Raw genomic sequence first — 23,565 nt, 5'->3', positions numbered from 1 at the left:
GACAGGGCATTCATGGCGTTTAACCTTCACTTTTTTTTGGCGAAAGATCTGATCACCAAACGTCATGAATGTTCCCTCCTTTTTTATCTCACTGATTTACCGTAATTATTTGTGGGGATACCTCAGGGTCAGAGTCAGTTATCAAAATGACTCTGACCCCTTTTCCCTTTTCCCTTTTCCTCTTTCCACCATTTCAATCGAAATTAATTGTTGCCCTATCCATTCATTTTAGTAGACTAAAGTCTAACATCAGATAAGGATATCAGCCTGCTTGCATACAGGCCGACAATAAAGTGCAGACTGTAGTCTCTGCCGATAACAAACTGATGAGGTTTCTCTATGCAAACTATTATGATCGAAGATCCGTTTATTTCACGCGCCGCCTTATTCAGTGCCAGAAACTTTGCTCTCGCAGGTTGTTTTTCTCCCTACTCGGGTCATGCGTTTATCAACCACCCTAAAGCCGTAGCAACGAAGCTCGCGCAATTTTCTCATAGTAAAAATCTATTAGCCTGCGCGTGGTTACATGCACAGATGGCGTTTCAATTAACTGACGCACTCGAGCTTGAAGAAAAGTTCGGCCGGGACATCACGCGATTAATTACGCAACTGACCCAACTTCGAGTACCTTTTTCTGCAGATAATGAGGTGTTAATGCGTTTAAATTTAGCGGGTGTTCGGCGCGCTAGTGCGGAAATTCAGACACTGGTGCTAATAGAACTTTTGGTTTTAGGAGAAACGGTTAGTGTATTCCGACCGAGCCAGCTGAAACATTTTTCGGATTGGTTAACCCGCTCATTGGATGAGTTTTCGATGGCGGATCCTGAGTTATTCCGACAAGCCCAAATGCTAACCAGGGAATTCTCTACAAAAGGATTAAGAGTTCATTAGAGGGGCCAATGAGAAATTTATATAGAAACCTCATATCAGTTTTTCGATATAGAGCCAGAGTGTTTTACTACTAGACTAAAAATATACACTCTTAATCATAATTCTACAAAGCAGTAAATTAAATGTAACCTCTAATGGATTTCTCGCACGCTATCCACTTTCAAAAATGATTTTATTCCCCTCATTATAGACGCATAAATTAACTATCTTCCTCAAATAACGAAGCACTGTAATAGTGCACTTAATGCGATACGTGTTAACTAGATGTCAGCGCATTTTGAGAAATCTTCTGAAACTAACTTAAGCAATAATAAGGGCAGAAGAAAGCGCAAAGGGCCGGTCCCGAAGAAATTGCACGAAACCAAGCTGCGTCGAGCCGTCTAGCGCAAAAGTTGTGGCCCGATTTCATTGATAGCGTTAGCTTTGAGACATCCCATTTTATCATCCAATTGATACATGATTACGGGTGAGAATGAATCGAAAAATAGATCACTAAAATTGCATTAAGCATTATTAATGTTAGATCCAGTTTCGTGATCGATACTGTATATTTGATACCGAAAATTGAATGGGAATAATATGGGATTAAAACTTTTCCATGTAGCTAATTTATTCGCCCTCGCTTTTACCAGTCACTATGCTCTCTCTCACTCCTTTGAGGAACCCACTGTTTCAGAGCGTTCTTTAGTGGTAATAGACAGCGCCAGTCCAGAGTCTACCAAACTTTATGAACAAGCAGAGGCCCAAGGACACCATGTGATGGTGATTGACGCGAATTCCTCCGGTATCAGCCAGCTTCGCGAGTATTTAGCGTCACAACCGTATAAGATTAATGAGTTGCATTTAATCTCACACGGTGCAGATGGTCGCGTATTTTTAGGAACTGACACCCTTGACGCAAACAAACATTCCCTCTCTCAAGTCCAACAATTGGCTCCTTTTTTTACTGAAGGTGCAGACCTCAAAATATATGGTTGCGATGTAGCAAAAACAGAAATAGGAAAGAACTTCGTCACTAAACTAGCAGAGACGCTACAAGTAGATGTCGCCGCCTCTTCTGATTTAACCGGTGGCGATCAATTTTCTGCAAACTGGCAGCTTGAATTTACCGTGGGCAATATTGAGCAAGGTTTATTTGCCTCGCTTAAAGAACTATCTGACTATAACGGTTATTTGTCCCACTTTAGAGGCGGCGGTATCAAGTGGATTCCGGTTGATGCAGATAACGACGGCCAGGTCGATGATGTTCGTTTGTTCATGAATACTGCATGGCGGGTAGGCGCGTCAACTTTAAGTGGCCGAGCATCGTTAACCAGTACTCCAGCTTTTCCTATTACTGAAATTGAGAGTCAAGCAGTATTGCAAACGATAAACGATTCGGATCCAAACAGTACTTACGATTTATTTACTCAAGTATTTGAAATGTATGATGTAGATCCCTCGGTGACCTACAAAGTTAATTACGCCGGGGCCGCGCGTATAGCCGGACTGCAAAATAACTCAGAGGGTAATTGGAATATTCAAACACTGGTTTTCACCGGTGCTGGTAATAAACAGCCAGGGCTAGATCTACCTATTATTTTTGAGGTGCCACAACAGAATGGAGATGGCTCCACCTTAACCAATTGGACTTATCAAACTAATGTTGTTGATCCCAATGGGGACGAAATTAATTACCGTCTTGCCAACCTTGAAGAACTAGGGGGTGGAACCTCAACTAACGCACCAGGCGTGAGTATTGATAGCCAAGGTGTTATTACCTGGAGTGGATCTGGTACCCGAACTCCTGGGTTGTACTCAGCCGGATTTGTCGCCGAAGATTTAAACTCTTCAGGGGCGGTGAAGTCCAAGTCGCACTTCGATGTCATTCTCTATCTGATAAATGGTCCAGCTACTGAGAAGTTTGAATTTTCCAACGAAATTCCCGAGACCACCAAAACGGCAATTGTTTCGCCTGACACCCCTTTCATATTTTCTATTGATGAAGTTGATGGTTCAACAATTACAAGCACCAATTTGGGGAATGTAAGAGACGAAAATGGAAACCTTGCGCTTACTGTTTTAAATGCCACACAATATCAATTTGACTCACAAGCTCTAACGTCTGGCACCTATCCCATCACTTTTCAGATCGAAGAAAACGGAAAAGTTAAGGCGTACCAAACTATAAACTTCGTGGTTCCGGATCCATTAGGACCGCAACTCACTTACTACCCAGGTGACGGCGCTTATTCGCTGGATGGTGTAAAAGTGTTTGTTGATGTGGGTCAGGATGCTTTATTAAGTGACGCTGATTCGGTTGACCTGCAAGGAGGAAAGTTACGCATTGATTCTACGCGTATAGACGGCGTGGATGAAATTCTTTCGATCGAAAACACGGGTACAGGTCCAGGCCAAATTAGTTATAACAGCGGCACCGGTGCTGTTTCTTACGAAGGCATCCAATTTGCAGCTGTAAGCGCCTCACAAACCGGTGTGGGAGAAGCGCTGGTCATAGATTTTACCGCCCCTACCAGTATTGATGCAGCCCAGGCCCTGGTGCGAAACTTAACATACGAAAATACTGCGGTCTCTCCTACTGATGGAACGCGAACCTTATCATTGGTGATAAGTGACAACGACTTACGTAGCAATCTTTTTAATACTACGGCAACGGTGGGTTCTATCGCGAACGACGCACCGGTAGCTAATGGAACGCTTTCTAATCAAACCTTTTTGGAGAATGAGCCCTTCAACTTCGCCATTCCGGCAAATTTCTTTACTGACGCCGATGGCGATCCAATCACCTACTCGGCAAGCGGAATGCCAGCAGGCGTGACCTTTAACCCTGCCGACCAAACCTTTAGCGGCCCCACCAGCGTAGTGGGCCAACATACCATATTGGTCAGTGCAGAAGATGATAAAGGGGGGACAGCCACCGCTCAATTTACACTTTTTATTAATGCTAATACGGCCCCAAATATCGACAATACTATACCGAACACCAGTATTAATGAAGATGAAGTGATGTCGGCAATAGATCTGAATAATGTATTCAGTGATCCCGAAGGGCGGCCACTGACAGTCTCAGTCACAGGTTTACCCGCAGGCGTCAGCTTTAACAGTTCCAGTTTATTGATTACAGGTACACCCATAACGCCAGGAAATTACCCTGTGACCCTTACTGCTACCGATACCTCTGGTGAAAGTGCGTCAACTGGATTTACATTGACAGTGGTGAACACCAATGATGCCCCCGTAGCGAACGTAGCCATGGTAGATCAGGTGGTTGATATTGTAACCAGTCCAGATACGTACCAGTTCGCTGCGAATACGTTCACCGACGAAGACATTACTCAGGGACAGCCCGATTCACTCACTTACACTGCTGAATTAGCAGACGGTTCTCCCCTGCCAGATTTTATTTCACTTAATTCAGCTACGCGCACCTTTACTTACTTACAGGACTGGTATGATCGAGGCACATATACTATTCGTGTAATTGCCACCGATACTGCCGGCGAGAATGACTCGCAGGTGTATTCGCTTACTGTGACAGGCACTAATACCGATCCTTTTCGTCATCATTATGATGGTTTAGATGTTGCTGAAGGAGGCGCTGTATTCTTTACCCATGATGCTTTGCATTATCAGGATGCTGAACAAATTGCGAGTGACATAGTATTTACCATTACGCAATTACCCTCCGTAGGTGCAATCTATAAAAATAATCTATTACTCGGCGTGGGCGATACGTTTACGCAGCAAGAAGTGGACGATATGAATGTTGTAGAATATCGACATAATGGCTCCGAGACCTTCAGTGATTCTTTCGTATTTTCGGTAAACGATAGCTTTGGCGGTATAATTCCAGCCGTTAATGATTTCGCTATACGCGTAGCGCCGGTCAACGATGCTCCTCTCATCGACCAGGGTATCGCAGACCAAAACGCTGTTGAAAACGTTGCGTTTACTTTTACGGTTCCCAGTGACGCTTTCACAGATATAGAAGGTGATGCCTTAAGCTTCTCGGTTGCCTCTGCATTACCGCCGTGGCTAACCTTTAACGGAGCAACTTTCTCTGGCACACCGAGCAATAGCGATGTGGGCGGCGTTAGCGTGACCGTTCGCGCTACCGATACCGGCGGCGCCACCGCTGATGAGTCGTTTGCGTTATTTATACTACGAGACTCCGACGGCGACGGTGATCCCGACGACCGCGACCCGGATACAGATGGGGATGGTTTCGAAAACTCGCAGGATGTATTTCCTCTTGACCCAAATGAGTGGTTGGATACTGACTTAGATGGTATCGGCAACAACGCAGACCCAGACGATGATAATGACAACATTCCGGATATATCTGACGCTTTCCCACTGGATCCACTTGAATCGGTCGACACTGATGCTGACGGCATAGGAAACAATGCGGATGAAGATGATGATGGGGATGGAATGCCCGATGGTTATGAAATCGAACAAGGGTTTGATCCTCTTAATCCCACTGACGGAGCAGCTGATGCAGACGGAGACGGATTATCCAATAGTGAAGAGTACCTTGCTGGTAGCGACCCCTTTACAGATGAACGAGGTCCCGTTTTCGAAGGTGTGACAGCCGTCGTTTTAGACGCTACGGGTACCTTTACACGGGTAACACCTACCCTAATCGAACAAAATACGACTATTTCAGTTTCCAGTGCTTTGGATGACCAATGCTGTGAAATAGCGCTTACAGATCTCGAAGAAGAAGGGCGCCTTTTACGCCCTGGCAGACATACCTTTACCTGGCAAGCGACCGATGCAACCGGTAGTACCTCAGAGATTAAGCAAATTGTCGATATTTGGCCTACTGCCTCGCTTAGCCGCGATGTTAGAGCGAAAGAAGGAACTGAAGTTGAAATATCGCTTATTCTGAACGGTGATTTACCCCAGTACCCTGCTTCCTACGACATAAATGTGGAGGGTTCAGCAGATGACACAGACTATGATTTATCCTCTCAACGTTTCACCGTTACCGAGGGCACTATTGCTACCATTGTTGTAAATATCAGTGATGATGGCAGCGGCGAAGCAGATGAGACGCTCGTTTTACGCTTGGACGATCGCCATAATCTGGGCGTAAAACCCACTCATACACTAACGATTACTGAGGGTAATATTGCGCCCGATTTACAATTATCTGCGGTTGTTGATGGGAAGGCTTCCGCGATAGTCACACCAAAAGATGGAATACTTATTGTAGAACTAGATATTAAAGATCCGGGCGATAATCATACTATCGTGTGGGAAAGTGCTGACGATATCCCCTTTACCGAATTAGAAGGTGGAAGAAAAATAGGTGTGGAGGCTTTAAATTTACCCATAGGCCCTGTCGATTTAACTGTGACGGTAACCGATGACGGTTCTCCCTCGTTAGAAAATGTAGCAAATATTATTGTGCCGGTAGTCAGTGAACGTCCAACGCTTAGCGATACAGAGGACGCCGATGGTGATGGTATCAGTGATGCGCAGGAAGGCTTAGTTGATACTGATGATGATGGCGTTCCAGATTACCTAGATAACAACGAGGTCCCCTATTTATTGCCTGAACGGGGGATTGTAAGAGACGCGTATATTGTTGAAGGCGATGTGGGGTTAAAGATGAAATTAGGGCGAGTATCATCTTACAGTTCTTTCACCGGGGCGCAAGTTACTGAAAAGGATTTTGATAAGCTAGGCATCGAGGCCGATACAATTGAAAATGTAGGCGGATATTTCGACTTTATTGCGGAAGATTTACCGGATGATATAAATACTATAAATGTTGTTCTCCCACAGCGAGCTGCCATTCCGCCCGAAGCGGTATATAGGAAATATATACCCAATGCAGGCTGGCAAAATTTTATTGAAAATGGCAATAATATTTTATGGTCAGCACCGGGCGAACCCGGTTATTGCCCTGAGCCCGGCGCGCAGGAATATTCCACTGGACTAACTGAAGGCTATTGGTGCGTACAACTAACGATCGAAGATGGCGGACCTAACGATGCCGATGGCGAACAAAATGGAATTGTGCGCGATCCTGGAGGCGTGGGTAAACCACAAATATTTGAAAGTAAAGTGGTGGTAAAATCTGAGTCGGGCGGAAGCGTGAGCCTACTCTCTTTCTTGGGTGTAATGTTAATGCTGATGTTACGCAATGGAAGATGGTTAATTGCTGTAGCTACCTTATTTGCATCAAGCGGCCTCTATGCTGACGAAAAATATCAAGTATACGTCTCCGGGGGATACGGAAATTCAAACTTTTATTTTGACGAGAACGATATTCGAGAGCAAATTTCAACGTTATCAGACACGGCCGTTCTTCAAACTATCCGAGAAGATAGCAGTTCTTATTGGTACGATCTGGGCTATCAATTTTCACCTCATTGGTCGCTCGAGGTCGGCGGTATTGAATTAGGAGAAACGGAAATTGCGTTTACTGACACCCTTACCGAATTTGAAGTGGATGGTTACCTTGATGGGCTTAATTTCACTTTCCCTAGTGCGGCCTCAGGACACGGTATCGCTATTACGTATGGTAGAAAAATTAACGAAAAATTAAATTGGAAAATTCGGCTGGGGCATCTTTGGTACGAGGCTGATTATGACTATAGCTTCATTCTTAATGGTCAAGACGTTGCTTCCCAGAGAAGAGTGTCGTCGGAAAACGACTTCTATTTTGGGGGAAACATACAATGGCAAATTACTGAACAAATTTCAGTGGGTTTCTCTGCCCGTCGCTACGAAATCGCTGATAATTTCGTTCGCTTAATAGGCGTCAATGTACACTATCGGTTCATAGAAAAGTAACGCGCTTAAAATAAATCAAAAACATTGGGTTGAGAAAAGAGAGTAACCTAGGCGGACGCTATACATATTGGTTATACCTTGCAAAGCTCTGTCGGGTAAGGATGAGGTTAAGATTGTAATATTAATCTCATCCTCGCTTTTGCGATCTAATCTTGGGCGGCTTCAACCTTCAACTGCGTAAAGGGGTATTCAACCGCTACGCGAATACAGTGAATATACCAATGTCTTACATACTTTTGGAGGATTTTATTTTAGCTGTAGCCGCCACAATTGCAGGCTTCATAATACGGCCCTTCCAGCAATACTGAATGCTTTGTCAGCAAGAGAACTTTGCGATGGTTGAAACGCCATTTGCGGAAACGATAACTGGTTTTATAAACTACCTCTTCATACGCATAGCACGCCGCTTAATACGATGAGGAAACACTACCGTTTTTCCTTCCTGCAATAAAATAGAGAACAGTTCCTATTAAAACAAAGCCAAGAAGTGTCTGCCATTGCATTGCATTGGTGTGTGTCGTCGCCCAAATACTGAGTAGTATGGCAATTGGCCCAGCTAGAATGATCGGTACGTTGAGCGCAGGCTTACCGGCTTGAAGCCGTAGCACCGGCAGTGCCAAAATCGAAGCGATATAAGCCAACAGGCGCGCCAATGTACTCACTGCGGCAAGCGCTAGAAAATCATCCCATAACGAAAACATAATTGCTCCCCCCCCGAAAAAAACAATTGAATTAGCAGGCGTGCCCCATTTCGACACCTTACCAAACCACAACGGTAGCAGCCCATCTTCAGCTAACGCTGGGGGCATACGACTCGCTGAAGTATGACCTGCAGTCAGATTGGCAAGCACACTCATGACGATGGTCGCGGCAATTAACCATGCGCCAATATCGCCGCCATACTCCCCTGCTAAAGCAGTTAAGGGTGCCGAAGGACCTGTACCGGCAATCACGCTATGACTATAAGCCCACTGTAATCCAAAATAGAGCAGCGTCACTAGCGCAAGTCCCAGCATTAGTGCTCGTGGCATCGAGTGCTTTGGGTTCTTCGTTTCGCCCGCCGGAATAGTGGCATTTTCAAACCCAACAAAGGCGTAAAGCGCTGCCAAAGCAATACCTTCCACCGCGGTAAATTGCGGTAATGTTACTTCTCCCGAATCCAGCGCCGCGCCGATGCCTACCAACATGAGCACAACTAGCGGTAAAAGCTTAAACAGGGTCATAGCGCCTAGTACGGCCACCACCCGTTTTATGCCAACTACATTAATAATGGTCAGTCCCCCAAGTACGCTGGCAATCAAGACGACCTTAGCCGTACCCTCACCTACCGCGGGCCACAGGGCTGCCGCATAGGCTACCAGCACCAGCACATTCGCCCCTTGGCTGATCAGCCGCGCGGCAAAGAAAGTCCACCCCACCACAAACCCTGGGTAGGCACCAAATGCATCGCCCACAAAGCGTTGTGGTCCACCTGAACGTTCAGTTAACTTGGTCAATTCAGCAAAGCAAATGACAATCGTCATTACTAACAGTCCACCAATGAGCAATAGCCATGGCGCAAAAGTGCCGACAGCCGTATGAAGCGCTTCGGGGAGTCCAAAAATACCTGCACCAATTAGTCCGTTCACGACAATAAAAAGAACCCCCAGTGTTCCCATGTCACGGCGATATTTAAAGCTTTCGGTGGTCATTCAGCCTTCCTAAAGTGAGTATCTGAATAGTTAAATTCATAATTGCAGTGTAAGAGAATGGAACTTGGTAGCATTTTATTGAGTCAGGTTCAACTTCATCTGGTACTTTGCGTGCTAGGGTGCGACTAAAATTGGACGTCTGTACCATGCCATTTGCGGTCAAAAAGTTCCTCCGCAAAATCACTACGAAGCATAGTTATTGCGGCGGGCGCCGCAACCTCCCTAACAGGCTGATTAATTAAAACAGCACTTTTGCGCCGTAGAATAAACTTTAACACTACAGGAAAAAAGCTTTAATCCGGCTTCTCTTTTTGAACATTCCACCTGTCTATATCAATACTACTTTGCACAACGCAACGCTTTGGTAAGACCCCAACAATCTAGACCCCTTTAGCTGCTGATAGTACTGCCTTTCATATTTTACTGGAGACAATCCTCCATTTGTATCATGGTTTCTTCTAGGATTATAGAAGCCTTCAATGTAGTCGAAGAGCTCTGCGCGTGAATCGCCCCTGACTTCCCCGGCACCTCGTCGTTAGATACACTCACTAAACTTTATTGATGACCAGTTATCTTTCCCAATAGACTTCCCAGTTTTGTACTAGCTAACAAATATTTACTTACAATGTTTGCTTTTCATCCAATTTTTAACCCTCTACTATCTCGTATATCTTTAGCTATTAGTTTTTTTAACTGGAATGGAAGCATGTTCAAAATTATTGGTTCACTATTACTCTTTGCGCTTAGTTCATTTCATTTTGCCACCGCTAGTGAATTAATTATTGAAAATGTGACCGTCATTTCCTCCCATTTAGATAAACCACAAGAAAACCAATTTGTGCGTGTTGTCGATGGACGTATATCTGCGGTATCCGACAAAGAAATTTCACCTGTTTCTTCAGATGCGTTAAAAATTGATGGAAAAGGGAAATATTTAACTTATGGCTTGATGGATAGTCATGTCCATGTAAATAGTGTTCCTGGAATTGGGTTTATCAAATCTGATAAAGCTAAGCAGTACCCTCAGCTCATATCGGCTTACCTCCACCAACAACCTAAAAGCTTTTTATACTACGGTGTTACTCAGGTACTGAATTTGGGCGCTAACGATGGTGAAAAAATATTTACGAAAGGTGAAATTCATCCTGAATACTTTAGCTGTAAGCCTATACCTATTGTGGGCGGCTATCCTGATTTAGATGCAAAGCACACGCTAACTCATTCCGACTTTTTTATCGTTGAGCCTGGAATTACTAAGTCTATCCCTGCCTCCAAATCTCATAGTGAACAAACACCTGAAAAAGTCGTTGCGAGAATCGCTGAAACAGGAGCGCCTTGTATAAAACTTTATTTTGAAAATGGGTTTAGTGATGCGTCTGACTGGCCTATGTTACTCGATGAGACAGTGGCTAAAATTAGAACTGAAGCGACGAAACATGGCTTACAATTGGTAGCGCATGCGAATGCTATTGATATGTATCACCATGCGTTAGCGAATGATGTTGATATTTTTGCTCATGGCTTATGGAACTGGAATTGGCCGAAAGACAAAGGCGCGCCACCCGTCGCTGACACACTTGATCGATTAATGGCAGGCAACGTTGGTTATATGCCAACCATACACGTTATGCAGGCACTGAAAGATATGTTTGCAGATAAATTAGTATCAGATAAAGAGCGGAAACTCGTACTACCCAAATCGCTTTTAACATGGTTTGAAACGGATGAGGGCCAATGGTTTAGAAATGAGCTTAAAGGCGATTTTCCGCCCGATATGCAAGAAGCGCAAATTTATGAGATGTTTAATTACGGGTTTAAGCGCGCTTTGCAGTCGACCAAGTACCTGGCGGACCATGATTATCCGATGATACTCGCTTCTGACTTTCCTTCTAGCCCGTCATTTGCTGCCGCTCCTGGTCTTTCTACCTATCATGAACTGCTTAACATGCATGATGCGGGAGTGTCATTAAAGGCGATTTTGGATGCAGCAACCGTTAATGGTCCCATACAATTTGAAATCGCGACAGATTACGGCACAGTCGAACGAGGTAAAATCGCCAATATGCTGTTGCTTAATTCAGATCCCTTAATAAACATTCAGGCTTGGCAGGATATCGAAACCATTATTATCAGAGGAAATGTTGTCTCTCGGGATTCCCTGACGGTCAGGTAGGGCCTACTGAGGGTCGATGACATATTTGCCAGTGATTTTACTCCGACCCTTTTTACTTTTTACTCTTTTACTTTTTTACTTTTTATTTTTTACCGTGGTGGGTCTACTCTGTCTGCAACCGAAGCGTTTACCCTGAACCATCCTGCGACTGAGTAGCGATCACGGTGTGCCGGTAAAACTTCATGGGGGAATTCTTCGCTCAAGAAAATTGCCAGTGTACCCATTAATGGAACGACACGAATACCTTCTTGGTCGGTATTATCTTGATACAACACCAACTCTCCGCCGTCGGTGTTAGACCAATTAGAGTTGAGGTAAGTTACCAACGATATAATTCGATTGGTATTGCCTTTGAACGAATCTAGATGACGTTTGTAAAACGCTCCCGGCGGGTAAAGAGCGAAATGGCTCTCGAACGAAAACAGACCAAGAAACAACCGTTGATTGAGATAATTTTTTAGCTCATTTGCCCACTCAAGCCACAGTCTCCCTGCATCTGTGCTGCCTGTGATCCAGCAAATTGCATCTGTTCTGACAAAACTGTTATTAATACGCGCGTCACCCCGCCCGATACCTGCTCCTTGATACTTCGCATTATTCAAACGTAATTGCTGGTGAAGCAAAGCGTCAGCTATATGAGGAGGTAAGGCACCGGGACGAATACTGAACCCCTGCGTTTCTATATCCTTAGCAACCTGCTCAAACAATAGTAAGTTGTCGGATGGCGCAGTAAGGCTAGGAAAATCTGAGAGGACGTGTGCCAAGATATTTTTCCAAAAACAAATTAAGCATAATTTTGCTTTCAGAGGGAATCTTAGATCTACTCGGAAAACGGTGTATTCTATCTAAGTCCCTATAAAAAGCGAATAGTTTTTACGCAGCATTTATAATTTAATGACGCTTATTACGCCGTGAAAAATGTGCGAATTGCTATCCCTTAATACGAGAGAAAATTCTGTTAAAGGCTTATTTTTTTGACAATCTAAATACGTAACAAGCTGGCATGAAGCGACTATTTGCACAGAGAATTGTCGATGAACAATAACCACATTATCACTTGTTTCTAAGAGAGCTTTTATGGCGATAATACAGAAGGGTTATCGCATTATGAGTAGGTAAAAAAATGCCCGATTTTAAATCGGGCATTAGGTCATTTATGGCATGCTGTATTCATAGGATGCCTGGATACCCAGCGGTATACCTAAGGTCCAGTAAAGCATCAGGAAGATAGTCCATACCACCAGGAAGCTCACCGAGAACGGCAGCATAATAGAAGTAAGGGTGCCGATGCCTGTGTTGGTAACATACCGTTGGCAAAATACCACTACTAGGGGGAAATATGGCATCAATGGGGTAATGATGTTGGTACTGGAATCACCAATGCGGTAAGCGGCTTGCGCTAAATCAGGTGAAATACCTAATTGCATCAACATAGGGATAAAAATGGGGGCTAGTAGTGCCCACTTCGCTGACGCAGAACCTACAAACAAATTGATCAAGCCTGTCAGCAAAATAATTCCTGTAATAGTGATACCGGCTGGAAGTTGCATTGCCTGAAGAAAATCAGCACCTTTTACCGCTAAAAGAATTCCCAGGTTGGATTGTCCAAACGCATAAATAAACTGCGCAATACAGAACATGATAACCAGATAGTATCCCATACCTTGCATTGCTTTGGTCATGCCTTCAACAAATTGCTTTGAATTTCTTATTGAGCCAATAATCAGGCCATAGACCAAGCCGGGAATAAGGAATAAAAGAAAGATAAGCGGCACGATAGACTTCATCAAAGGAGCAGAGAAAGAAGTTAACGTGCCATCGTCACCACGCCAGGGTGATGTATCAAAAGAGGCACTTACTGCAAGTAAAATAATACCTAATACAACGGCAACTAAAGACCAGCGTAGTGCTGTACGTTCATCTTCTTTCAAGGGCTCCATGCTCGGTAAATCGGACATATCGCCGTCAACGGGATTATTTTTCAGCTTGGGCTCCACCAACTTGTCAGTAATAAACCAGCCCAGTAATGTAACGATAATCGCGGACGCAGCTGTAAAATAGTAATTGTTCAGCGGGTTGAGAATCACGCTCGGATCCAGTAGTTGCGCACCAGCTTGAGAGATACCTTGAAGCATAGGATCTAAAGCAGAGGGGACAAAGTTAGCCGAAAAGCCGCCCGATACACCCGCAAATGCCGCTGCAATACCTGCCAAGGGATGGCGCCCTGCCGCATAAAAAATTACCCCACCTAATGGAATAACCAACACGTACCCGGCGTCAACAGCAGAATGGCTCACAATGCCGATAAGAATGATCATCGGTGTCAATAACCATTTCGCAGTGACCGACAGTAAGGCGCGCAGGCCCGCATTAATAAAACCTGAATATTCAGCAATACCAATGCCGAGCATGGCCACCAGCACCACACCTACCGGATGAAAATGCGCAAAGTTAGTCACCATAGATGACATAAATTGTGTTAATGCATCACCGGAAAACTGGTTGCTGATGTACAATGGCTCGCCGTTACGCGGATCGACCACGTTAAAATCCACACCAGACAGCGCCCAAGACAGCGCCCACACAGTAGCTAACAGGATGATAAATAGCACCGCGGGGTCAGGTAGTTTATTTCCCCAAATTTCAACTTTATTAAGAATTCGCTGAACCAGCGACGAATTAGTTTGTTCCATAGAGAATGCTCATTATTATTTATAATTTTTTTAACACACTTCCAATCGGTTAAATCACGTTAAAGCTCACGTGTTTATGTATGCGTTAGTTAGAAACACGATGGAAAGGACTTTTTTCAGCAGCTAAATTACTCGAAATCAAACCAAATATACAGAACAATGTTTACTTTAAATTAACACGACGGTTAGCTTAGAGCCGTGCCCCCTATGAATCAATATTCAAAGGGGGGAGGCGTATCTTAAGTTCTACAGCTTCGATTTAACAACGCAGTTTTTCTATTTAATAGGGCTACAAGCATCAGTAGATACCACATATAACCTGCAGACCCGCCCCCTCCACTTGAAGAACCATTACCTGTGGGATTTTGATTATTAACGGGCGGATTATCTTCCGGCTGCTGGGTAACGGGATCGTCCTGCGTATTATCAGGAACATCTAGCAGCGAAACGCTTAACGTCGCTGTATGGCTGTAATACCCATCACTCACTGTCACCTTAAACTGCATCGATGAGTCGCTTGGCACGTCAGGGGCAGACAGTGTAATTACCGATGACGTTTGGCCACCAATCGATACATCTGGACCATCTAGCTGTTCCCAAGTAAAGCTTAACTCCTCGCCGTCTGGATCGTAGCTTCTACTCGCATCTAACTCGAAGCTAGTACCTTCATCAACGGCCTCCGGACCGGCTAAAACTGCGTTGGGTGAGGTACTCGCTACCGCCGCGACATACACGGGATCTTCAATTTGTCCGTTTTGTAACCCATCAGCATCATTCGGCCCGCCATCTTCGATTCGTAGCATCAAACATTCTGCCCCCACGGACAATCCGTCTACATATTGATATGAACCAATAGTCGGACAATTACCTTCATCATCCAGATTTGTCGACAATATTTCATTACGAGAATCTTCAACAAAATTGTACCAGCCTAATTCGGTGCTGAATTTACGCACCTCCATACTTGATGTAATTGGCTTATCCAGAGGAATGACAATTTGTGCAGATTCACCATTCTCCGCTAAACCGGAAACTTTGAAGTTAACTGGCTGTAATGCCGCACTCGCGTCAGTAGAACCATACGGTGGGATTGATGAATCGGCGTCAAAGGATAAATCCTCAATCTGGATTCCCCCGTTGGCCGCATTTATTCCATAGCTATTGAGAACCAAACTACCTAAAGACAAGCGTAGTCCGGGAGCGGCTACTATATCTCGCATTCCTGAAGCGGTAGGAAGCCGGTTGGGAACGTTGTTGATATCCAAATAATTTGGTATGCCATCTAAGTCATCGTCATACGCGCCCTCGTCGACATCTGAAATGCCGTCATTGTCGCTATCTGTATCACCGAGTAGCGGCAACGAAGCAATCACTGATAACTCAATAGTAGAAGTGACGGCATATTTTTCACTCGTATTTGTTTCGACAATACTAAACTCAGCTTTGAGGTTTTCTTGAAGATCAGAGGGGTCTAGGACAAACTTGGCAGAAGACGTGGTTACATCACCTTGACTCACTTCAGTATTGACGGAATGACTGTACACTTCAATTTGATCACTGCTATTTACATCTTTCCACGTAACTTCGAGTGTTACGTTTCCAGCTGATTTATCAATAACTGTTACAGCTCTACCATTCTGATAAGCCTGCAACTGTATCTGAGGAGGTCGATTATCTTCTATTATTTCTATCGTCATTTGGGATAAAGAGCTATCAATTCCTGCATTATTACCCCAGGAAAGGTAAAGCTTCATTTGGTCACCGGCAGACATCGTTTCAGGGATCCAAATTTTCGACTTAATAAGTTGTCCTTCTTCTATCGATTCATAGTAGTAACCACTATCTCCGTATATGCCAAACGAAAGCTCTACTGGATAAAAGGGAGGCGCCCCAGAAAGAGGAAATTCTACCTCAAGAAAGCTACCCGGCTCAGCATACATTTTTTTCGCCACTTGAATCGAAGGGTATATATAAACATTTACTGGTTGAGTAGCGATATTGCCGCTTGCATCTTCTGACGATACATCGACAGTGTGGAAGCCTGTTCTCAGCACTGATCCTGACGCGAAAAACAGTTCTCTTGCACCGTCAACATGATCATATGCGTATCCAGCTAAATCATCTGAGATATCCTTTGTAGAATGTACGGTGTAAAAAGAGTACTCGTTGCTTATGTCTATTTCAGGTGGCGTCGTGTCAACAACCCGGAATGTTTGCGTAGCGCTACTAGTATTGCCCACGAAATCCGTAGCTTCCCATGTAGCAATATATTCACCTAAAGCATATGTGCCGCTTACATCGGAACGAATGCTTACGTTAGGATCAACATCAAAGACTTCAGGCTGAGGCAATGTTACTCTTGTTAAAGTACCTGTTGCTTCAATTTCTATCGGTGACAATTCACCAAAAACAGGCGCTATACCTTCGCCTACCGATCCATCCAACGGCGCATCGTCTTCGCTATCTATAATACCGTCTGAATCAGTATCAGCAACTAAGCGATTTGTGCCTCGTACATATTCCCAATAATTATTTAGTCCATCACCATCTTCGTCACTTAATGAATCAGCGGCATAGCTATAATCCAGACCATTAGCTATTTCAAATTCGTCTGGAATTCCGTCCTGATCAGAATCATTAACTACTGCACCTGGTACTGAAATATGAAGCTGATAAATTGCCCCTGAGTCTATATAACTATCGGAATACCGCTCTACCGAAACATAGTAGGTATCTGCTGAGGCCAATGTATATTCTAGGTACGAGTCAAGATTACTTTCACTTCCTCTTTGGCCATCTTCGATATTGGAATCATCATTCATGGCTATTTGCTGTAAATTGCTATCGTACAGCCTGATGATAGTATCAAAGGTTGCATTATCGACATCTATAATAATTTCCTGGTTTGATTCATTGGAACTAAAGGAATAGTAATCGTAAGCATTACTACCAATGCCAACCACGCTTACATAAGGAGTTGATTCAGAGGTATTTTCTCGTCTATTGCCCACATTTGGAGAATATAGCTGAGTAAAGTTAGTATTTAAATTCCGTGCAGTTTCAAAGCTACTATTATCTTCAGTATGATCAATATTACTGAAATTAGCAGGTGTACCTAATTGGAATTCCAAATAATTATTCAGACCATCGTTATCGAAATCTTCTCGCGAATCGTATTCGAGTAAATTAAGCCCAAAGCGGTGCTCATATCCATCGGAAATACCATCAGAATCTGTATCAACAGTGAGAGGATCTGACTGTTCTAATATTTCAATGTTATCTTCTAGCCCATCCTCATCTGTATCCTTCATAGCAGGATTCGTAAGATAAGTATTCACTTCATCAGCATCCGACAACCCGTCATCATCGGTGTCTATAAGCAACGGCGAAGAACCTGCAAAATATTCTTCTAGGTTAGTCAGATGATCGTTATCAGCATCTAAATTAGCATCCGACAAGTCTTCAGGGTCGAGTCCATATTGAAGCTCCCACCAGTCGGACATGCCGTCTAAGTCAGTGTCTTGTACTCTTTGAATGCCTAGTGACTCAAAGCCATACGGAATAGATATGGAATCTAGCAACTCCCATGAGTTATTCTCTAGCCGATAGACTGTACCCTCCTCGTCCAACAACCAAAGATTTCCGAACTGATCTGCCGACAACCCTGTTTGAGCGCCAGATAAACTTAATGGCAGCTCAGATACATACGTGGCTGAAGCGTCGGTAATAGATATTTCGAACAAACTCATCGGCTGACCTAAAGCAGGAATGATATAGAGCTTTGAGTTTGTGTAAGCGATATTATCAACATAACCTAAACCGTGAGATCCTATTAATCTGCTTTCACCAGTTTCGATATCGACTTGATAGAGATCGGTATGATCAATGAGATATAAATTTCCTTCATCATCAAACGTCATCCCCTTTTCGCTTACATGGACGTTAAGATAACCAACAAATGATGCGGCGCCAGTATTAGGATCAATCTTGTACAATCCTTGATTCGAATTTTCAGCAGCATAAATACCGCCATCAGGGTGGATGGCTATTGCTTTGAAATCATACTCTACTCCCAACGACCCAATTACAGAATATGTGCCGACTGTTAAGTTGAATTGATATAAAGAACCATAATCATCTATTGAATACCCAATTATATCGATAGGATGTGAAGCTGGGTCAGTAGGATCGGTTCCGCCCAAAAACTCTTCTAAATTTGAGTATTCATCGCGATCATAATCGTCTTCAGCATCATTAATTAACGGATTTAAACCAAAGTCGATTTCCCAACCATCAGCCATCCCATCAGATTCGGTATCTTCCATAATTGGGTCAGTAGAGTAAATGTTGATTTCATTCGAATCTGATAAACCATCACCATCCGTATCACTGTTACTGGGGTTGGTGCCTAACTCAATTTCTTCCAGATTAGTGAGCGTATCATTATCACTATCCAAGGTATTGTGTGATTCGAATAATGACGGATTAAATCCGTATTCAGCTTCCGCTCCATCATTCATCCCATCAGCATCAGTGTCGCTCATGAGCGGATCGGATAAGTAAGCGTTAACTTCCTCTCCATCACTTAACCCATCATTGTCTGAATCGTCATTGAGTAAATCGGTAGCATAGAGGTTAACTTCATCACCATCGGCTAAGCCATCCGAATCTGTGTCGTTCGAAATAGGGTTCGAACGGTAAACGTTTAGTTCATCACCATCGGTTAGCCCATCAGAATCTGAATCCATTTCCAGAGGGTTGGTGTCTGCAATGAACTCTTCAAGGTTCGTCAAACCATCTCTGTCGTTGTCATTGGCTGCATCAGTCGGATTACCGGGATCTAAGCCAAAATGTTGCTCCCAAAAATCAGACATACCATCGCCATCTGCATCTATTAAAGCGCTCTCTAAGGACACATGCAACGTGTAATCTTTCCCCGCCACCACTGGGGACCGACTCCAAGTAGAAACGCGGATAATATAAACGCCAGCGGTGTCGAATTCATAAGTAAAGAAAGAATCCAAGCCACTTTCACTGCCACTTCCGCCGTAATCAGGATCGGCGTCGTCGGAATATACTACTTGAGCGCCGTCTTCTTGATACAGTGTTAGATCCGAATCCATTGCAGTTTGCGAGTTATGTTCAAAGCCATAATCGATGTCAAAAATCGCTTTTGAAGGGGCATTGGTAACAGTAAATTTGTAGTAGTCATAGCTATCGTCACCACGGCCAAGAATAGTAACATGGGGGATGGTTTCGGATGTATTTGAATATTCATCCCCTATGTCTGCTGAGTAGTTAACACTGAAGTAACCATCCACTGACTGTGCATTATCAACCGTATCGTTAGGCTCTGTATCTATCACTTCGGGTGTAAACGGATTCGTGCCGTCCAAATACTCCTGATAATTTGAACGCTGGTCGTAGTCAGGGTCATTATTTGCATCATTAAATAGAGGATCAAGGTTAAAGCGTACTTCATAACCATCGGGGATTTGATCGCTATCTGTATCGTGCATATTTGGATTAGTTGAATAATGTATGAGCTCATCATAGTCAGATAAATCATCGTCGTCTGAATCTACATTGTTTGGATCAGTCGCGTACACGTTGACTTCTTCTGCGTCATTCAACCCATCAGAATCAGTGTCTGACATCAAAGGATTGGAACCAGTTAAAAATTCATTCAGGTTACTCAGTCCATCCGAATCAGCATCTTCGTGTTGCTCTCCACTGTTGCTTAACGGATCAAATCCAAATTGAATTTCGAAACCATCCCCCAAGCCATCACTATCACTATCATCACTCGTAGGATCGGTACCGTAGCTATAGACCTCTCGACCGTCATTAAGACCATCTGAATCAGAGTCCCTTTTTAAAGGGTCAGTACTGTAAGTATTTACTTCTTCACCATCAGATAAGCCATCTTGATCAGAGTCAGCACTTGTGGGATTCGTTGAATAGCTGTTTACCTCCTCGCTATCGGTTAAGCCATCATTATCGGTATCGCTTTGGTCTGGGGAGGTGTGGTAGGTAAACTCTTCTAAGTTAGTTAAGCCATCGTTATCATTATCATCATTGGCATCGTTCGGGTCGTTGCTATTTAGCGCGTATTTCTCTTCCCACCAATCAGGCATACCATCTTCATCAGTATCAATACCGAAAAGGTCTAGTTTTGCTTGCTTGCCAGTAACTGTTTTACCGCTAAGAGAACTTAAATCTGCACTATTTGCGTATAACAATTCAATCAGTTCGGATGAACTAAGGTGAGGCCTATCCGCCGCCATTAATGCCAAGGTACCTGCAACATGGGGCGCAGCCATGGACGTACCGCTAAGTTGATCATAACCGTTATGTGGAATTGTACTTAAAATATTAACGCCTGGCGCACCAATATCTACTGTTGTTTCTCCATAATTACTAAAGTCAGCAAGCTCCCCAAACCTGTCTATGGCCGCTACAGAAACAATATTTTCTGTGCCATAACTTGAGGGGTAAGAAGGATATAAATCGTTATCGGATGCGTCATTGCCGGCCGCAGCTACAAAAATGATTCCTGCATCTCGATGCAATGCTATGGCTGCTTCCAAGGCTGGGGAAGCTCCGCCCCCTCCCCAGGAGTTATTACTGAGTATTATATTGATCCCATGATTGACTTTCAGATCGTACAAATAATCCAGGCATTCAATTGCGTCCGACGTGCTACCTGATCCGCCAGCACTTAAAAATTTACAGGCGATAATACTGGTTCGCCAATTAACACCTACAACGCCTATTCCATTATTTCCTTCTGCGCCGATGGTACCCGCCACATGTGTGCCATGATAATGATCATCCATAGGGTCAGAATCATCGTTGACCGTATCGATACCATAAATGTCGTCAATATACCCATTGTTGTCATCATCAATACCGTTACCCGCCACTTCATTGGGATTAATCCACATATTATTGACAAGGTCTTCATGGGTATAATCAACCCCCGTATCAATTACTGCAACAACGACCTCGCTCTCCCCCCTTAATCGGTCCCATGCTTCGAATGCATTCACATCAATATCCGCTACACCGCCGCTCTGACCGGTATTGTGTAATCCCCACAGTTCTGCATATTGAGGGTCGTTTGGCGTGGTTTGGGTATAATAAATCATGTCGCGTTCAACAGATTTTACGAATTTGCTAGCTTTAAGTGTGATCTGGGTATCTACTACTGATGACCCTTCTTGTAACTTGAGCAAATATATACCAGCAGACTCGGATATCTTTGAAATTGATTCGAACGCAACACCTTTTATAACGCTATCGATTTGCTCAGTAGTGACATCTTTAGAAAACGTTAATAGAACCTGATCCCGCACATACTCAATTGACGCTTTTTTAGCATCATTTTTTACTATTGTACTGGATTTAGCAGACTTAGAAGGATTAGCTTTGGGGGATAAATTTAAATTTAAATCATCCGATTTGTTATTTGCTAATGATTTGGAGACACCGCCACTCAGACCATCATTTTCATTCCATAGGATAAATAAACATATTGATATACAAAGGCCTATAACAGACCCTTTAAGTAAGTTCCTTTTCATTACTACTCCAACAACTGACAGCTATTACGACGACGCACATAGCAATACAAATGACTGATTTATATTTTACTTTGCGCGTATATTTTTTCAACACATTAATGCATTACGCACACTGACTTTAAATTTTAATTCCTGAAGAGGTCTAATGGCATAGATGAACCCTCTCCGTTTGCCAGGTATGGCTTTAGCGAATTAAGCAGAGGTAGGTACTTGCCAATCAACAATTATTTTATGACTTTGGTCCGAGCATAGCCACACTCGCGCTGTTACGTCGGCTTTAATTTGTTGAGGAGAATCTTCAAGCAAGCTCCAATTATGAGGAGTTAAAGCCTTACCATTCATATAGTAATGGCGTTCAAGCTCATTTATATCTTTGTAAGACAATGCTACGTTTTCGGTGGTTCCAGCAAAGGTTTTTATCGTAAACTTAGTCTTATTCTTACCGCGTAAATACGTCGTTACTTTACCGGTCAACGAGGTCAAATTATTACGCTCGCAAGGGACAAACTCGGGTACTCTAAGGCGTTCCTGTGCTGATATAACCGAAGACATACCTAGAAAAATCGCTAAGAGTAAGCTAATAATGGAGCTAATCATAGTATGCATACTGGTGTGTGGAGCGGCTACACCCCACATCTCATTTTAATCATAGATTACGATAAACAAAACTCTGTTCATCAGCTCTAACAGACTGCCCAAGGGTAAATTCATCCATACACGAATCATCGGTATAGTCCATAAAATTGAAAATAGGATCTAACCCATCCGCATTTTTACCTTTGGTACAGGAGTCCCGTCCTACTGGGCATCCATATGCAGGACTCTTTTCAGCTGGGGTATCGGCCACATAGTCACCACTGCCGTTACAACCGCCCTGAAATGTATGGTATAAACCCAGCCAGTGGCCGACTTCATGCGTGCCCGTATCTCCCTCGTTATAAGGAGCGGCGCTACCACCAGGAAACGACTCGTTAAGCATCACGACGCCATCGTCCAACGGGTCAGATGAGTAACTGCTCGGAAATGTTGCCCATCCTAATAACCCATCGCCTATGTTTGCTGCATAGATATTAAGATCTGACGCATCACCTTGTCTAAGCGCAGCTTTCATTTCACGCTCAGCTGCACTGTTATAACCCACGTTGTACCAGGCGTTATTCGCCACGTAATTCGTGTAAACTAGATTGAATTTAAACGGTGTATTGCGATAGGCATCGTTAAGAACCGATATTTGAGCGTTGATTTCGCCAGTGGATAACGCACCACTTCCATTAGTATCGGTTATTACATGCATGTAAACGTCTATGGTGACTGAACCATTTGGTCGAGGTTGATATTCATTGCCGCCGCCAGGTTTACCTTTTTTGCTCATGCGTAAGCTTTTAAAATGTTCTTCCCGCAACAAGGCTTCTTTTGCAGAGGGATGCGGCGTAGCGCAACGCAATATTTTTGCATTTGCGTTTGCGTTTTCTAAAGCTTTTTCGTTCACCGCATTTGCGGTGTTGGGCATAACTATCACCCCAACAGCTATGGGGGCGCATAGTTTAAGTGTACGCAGGTTCATATATTTTCCTTTCATTTTTACACGAACAGTAAAATACGAACCTTTCTTTTAAATTATCAATACTACATATAATCAACCACTTAAAGATTTTACTATGCGCGATTTTCGAGTTGAGAGTTATAAGTTGTATCGCATTTGAATACAAATTGAGCATAGA

General features: G+C 43.6%; 9 protein-coding genes and 1 pseudogene. 3 read left to right on the top strand and 7 right to left on the bottom strand.

All coding sequences use genetic code 11. The features are described 5' to 3' along the window. Window positions 1-339 precede the first annotated feature (339 nt). Both OPS28_RS13655 and OPS28_RS13650 read left to right on the top strand, forming a co-directional pair. Complete coding sequence (locus OPS28_RS13655) at window positions 340-891, top strand: hypothetical protein (protein WP_265610021.1); 552 nt, start codon at window positions 340-342, stop codon at window positions 889-891. 579 nt (window positions 892-1,470) lie between these two features. Further along, window positions 1,471-7,701 carry a putative Ig domain-containing protein gene (locus OPS28_RS13650; RefSeq protein WP_265610020.1) on the top strand — a complete coding sequence of 2,077 codons (6,231 nt, stop codon included), beginning with the start codon at window positions 1,471-1,473 and terminating at the stop codon, window positions 7,699-7,701. Between the two features lie 407 nt (window positions 7,702-8,108). Here the strand turns inward: OPS28_RS13650 and OPS28_RS13645 are convergent, their stop codons facing one another. Together OPS28_RS13645 and OPS28_RS13640 are read right to left on the bottom strand one after the other, a co-directional pair. Next, complete coding sequence (locus OPS28_RS13645) at window positions 8,109-9,392, bottom strand: APC family permease (RefSeq protein WP_265610019.1); 1,284 nt, start codon at window positions 9,390-9,392, stop codon at window positions 8,109-8,111. Window positions 9,393-9,720: 328 nt separating this feature from the next. Beyond that, window positions 9,721-9,894 (bottom strand): annotated as a pseudogene (locus OPS28_RS13640) (IS3 family transposase); the annotation flags it as partial. A 204-nt stretch (window positions 9,895-10,098) separates the two neighbouring features. Here OPS28_RS13640 and OPS28_RS13635 point away from each other — a divergent pair. Next, a complete protein-coding gene (locus OPS28_RS13635; protein WP_265610018.1) occupies window positions 10,099-11,565 on the top strand; it encodes an amidohydrolase family protein in 1,467 nt (488 codons plus the stop codon). An 89-nt stretch (window positions 11,566-11,654) separates the two neighbouring features. Here OPS28_RS13635 and OPS28_RS13630 read toward each other — a convergent pair whose 3' ends face one another. The 5 genes from OPS28_RS13630 to OPS28_RS13610 all read right to left on the bottom strand — a co-directional run bounded on the left by OPS28_RS13630 (window position 11,655) and on the right by OPS28_RS13610 (window position 23,408). Further along, a complete protein-coding gene (locus OPS28_RS13630) occupies window positions 11,655-12,329 on the bottom strand; it encodes a 2OG-Fe(II) oxygenase (RefSeq protein WP_265610017.1) in 675 nt (224 codons plus the stop codon). Window positions 12,330-12,719: 390 nt separating this feature from the next. Further along, window positions 12,720-14,258: an AbgT family transporter gene (locus OPS28_RS13625; protein ID WP_265610016.1), complete on the bottom strand. Its 1,539-nt coding sequence runs from the start codon at window positions 14,256-14,258 to the stop codon at window positions 12,720-12,722. A 239-nt stretch (window positions 14,259-14,497) separates the two neighbouring features. Continuing rightward, window positions 14,498-21,844, bottom strand: a complete 7,347-nt coding sequence (locus OPS28_RS13620) for a S8 family serine peptidase (RefSeq protein WP_265610015.1) — start codon at window positions 21,842-21,844, stop codon at window positions 14,498-14,500. Window positions 21,845-22,036: 192 nt separating this feature from the next. Beyond that, window positions 22,037-22,441 (bottom strand): hypothetical protein, encoded by a 405-nt coding sequence (locus tag OPS28_RS13615; protein ID WP_265610014.1) that lies wholly within the window; start codon window positions 22,439-22,441, stop codon window positions 22,037-22,039. A 49-nt stretch (window positions 22,442-22,490) separates the two neighbouring features. Further along, window positions 22,491-23,408: a zinc metalloprotease gene (locus tag OPS28_RS13610; protein WP_265610013.1), complete on the bottom strand. Its 918-nt coding sequence runs from the start codon at window positions 23,406-23,408 to the stop codon at window positions 22,491-22,493. Window positions 23,409-23,565 lie beyond the last annotated feature (157 nt).

The sequence above is a fragment of the Alteromonas sp. ASW11-130 genome (assembly GCF_026183735.1).
Taxonomy (GTDB): Bacteria; Pseudomonadota; Gammaproteobacteria; order Enterobacterales; family Alteromonadaceae; genus Alteromonas.
Note: the sequence above shows the minus strand (reverse complement) of the source record. Positions and strands in the feature narration are given on the sequence as shown.

Excerpts from the sequence above, each read along its gene's own strand:
- OPS28_RS13655 (WP_265610021.1), top strand. The coding sequence starts at position 340 with ATGCAAACTATTATGATCGAAGATCCGTTTATTTCACGCGCCGCCTTA.
- OPS28_RS13650 (WP_265610020.1), top strand. The coding sequence starts at position 1,471 with ATGGGATTAAAACTTTTCCATGTAGCTAATTTATTCGCCCTCGCTTTT.
- OPS28_RS13645 (WP_265610019.1), bottom strand. The coding sequence starts at position 9,392 with ATGACCACCGAAAGCTTTAAATATCGCCGTGACATGGGAACACTGGGG.
- OPS28_RS13635 (WP_265610018.1), top strand. The coding sequence starts at position 10,099 with ATGTTCAAAATTATTGGTTCACTATTACTCTTTGCGCTTAGTTCATTT.
- OPS28_RS13625 (WP_265610016.1), bottom strand. The coding sequence starts at position 14,258 with ATGGAACAAACTAATTCGTCGCTGGTTCAGCGAATTCTTAATAAAGTT.
- OPS28_RS13620 (WP_265610015.1), bottom strand. The coding sequence starts at position 21,844 with ATGAAAAGGAACTTACTTAAAGGGTCTGTTATAGGCCTTTGTATATCA.
- OPS28_RS13615 (WP_265610014.1), bottom strand. The coding sequence starts at position 22,441 with ATGATTAGCTCCATTATTAGCTTACTCTTAGCGATTTTTCTAGGTATG.
- OPS28_RS13610 (WP_265610013.1), bottom strand. The coding sequence starts at position 23,408 with ATGAACCTGCGTACACTTAAACTATGCGCCCCCATAGCTGTTGGGGTG.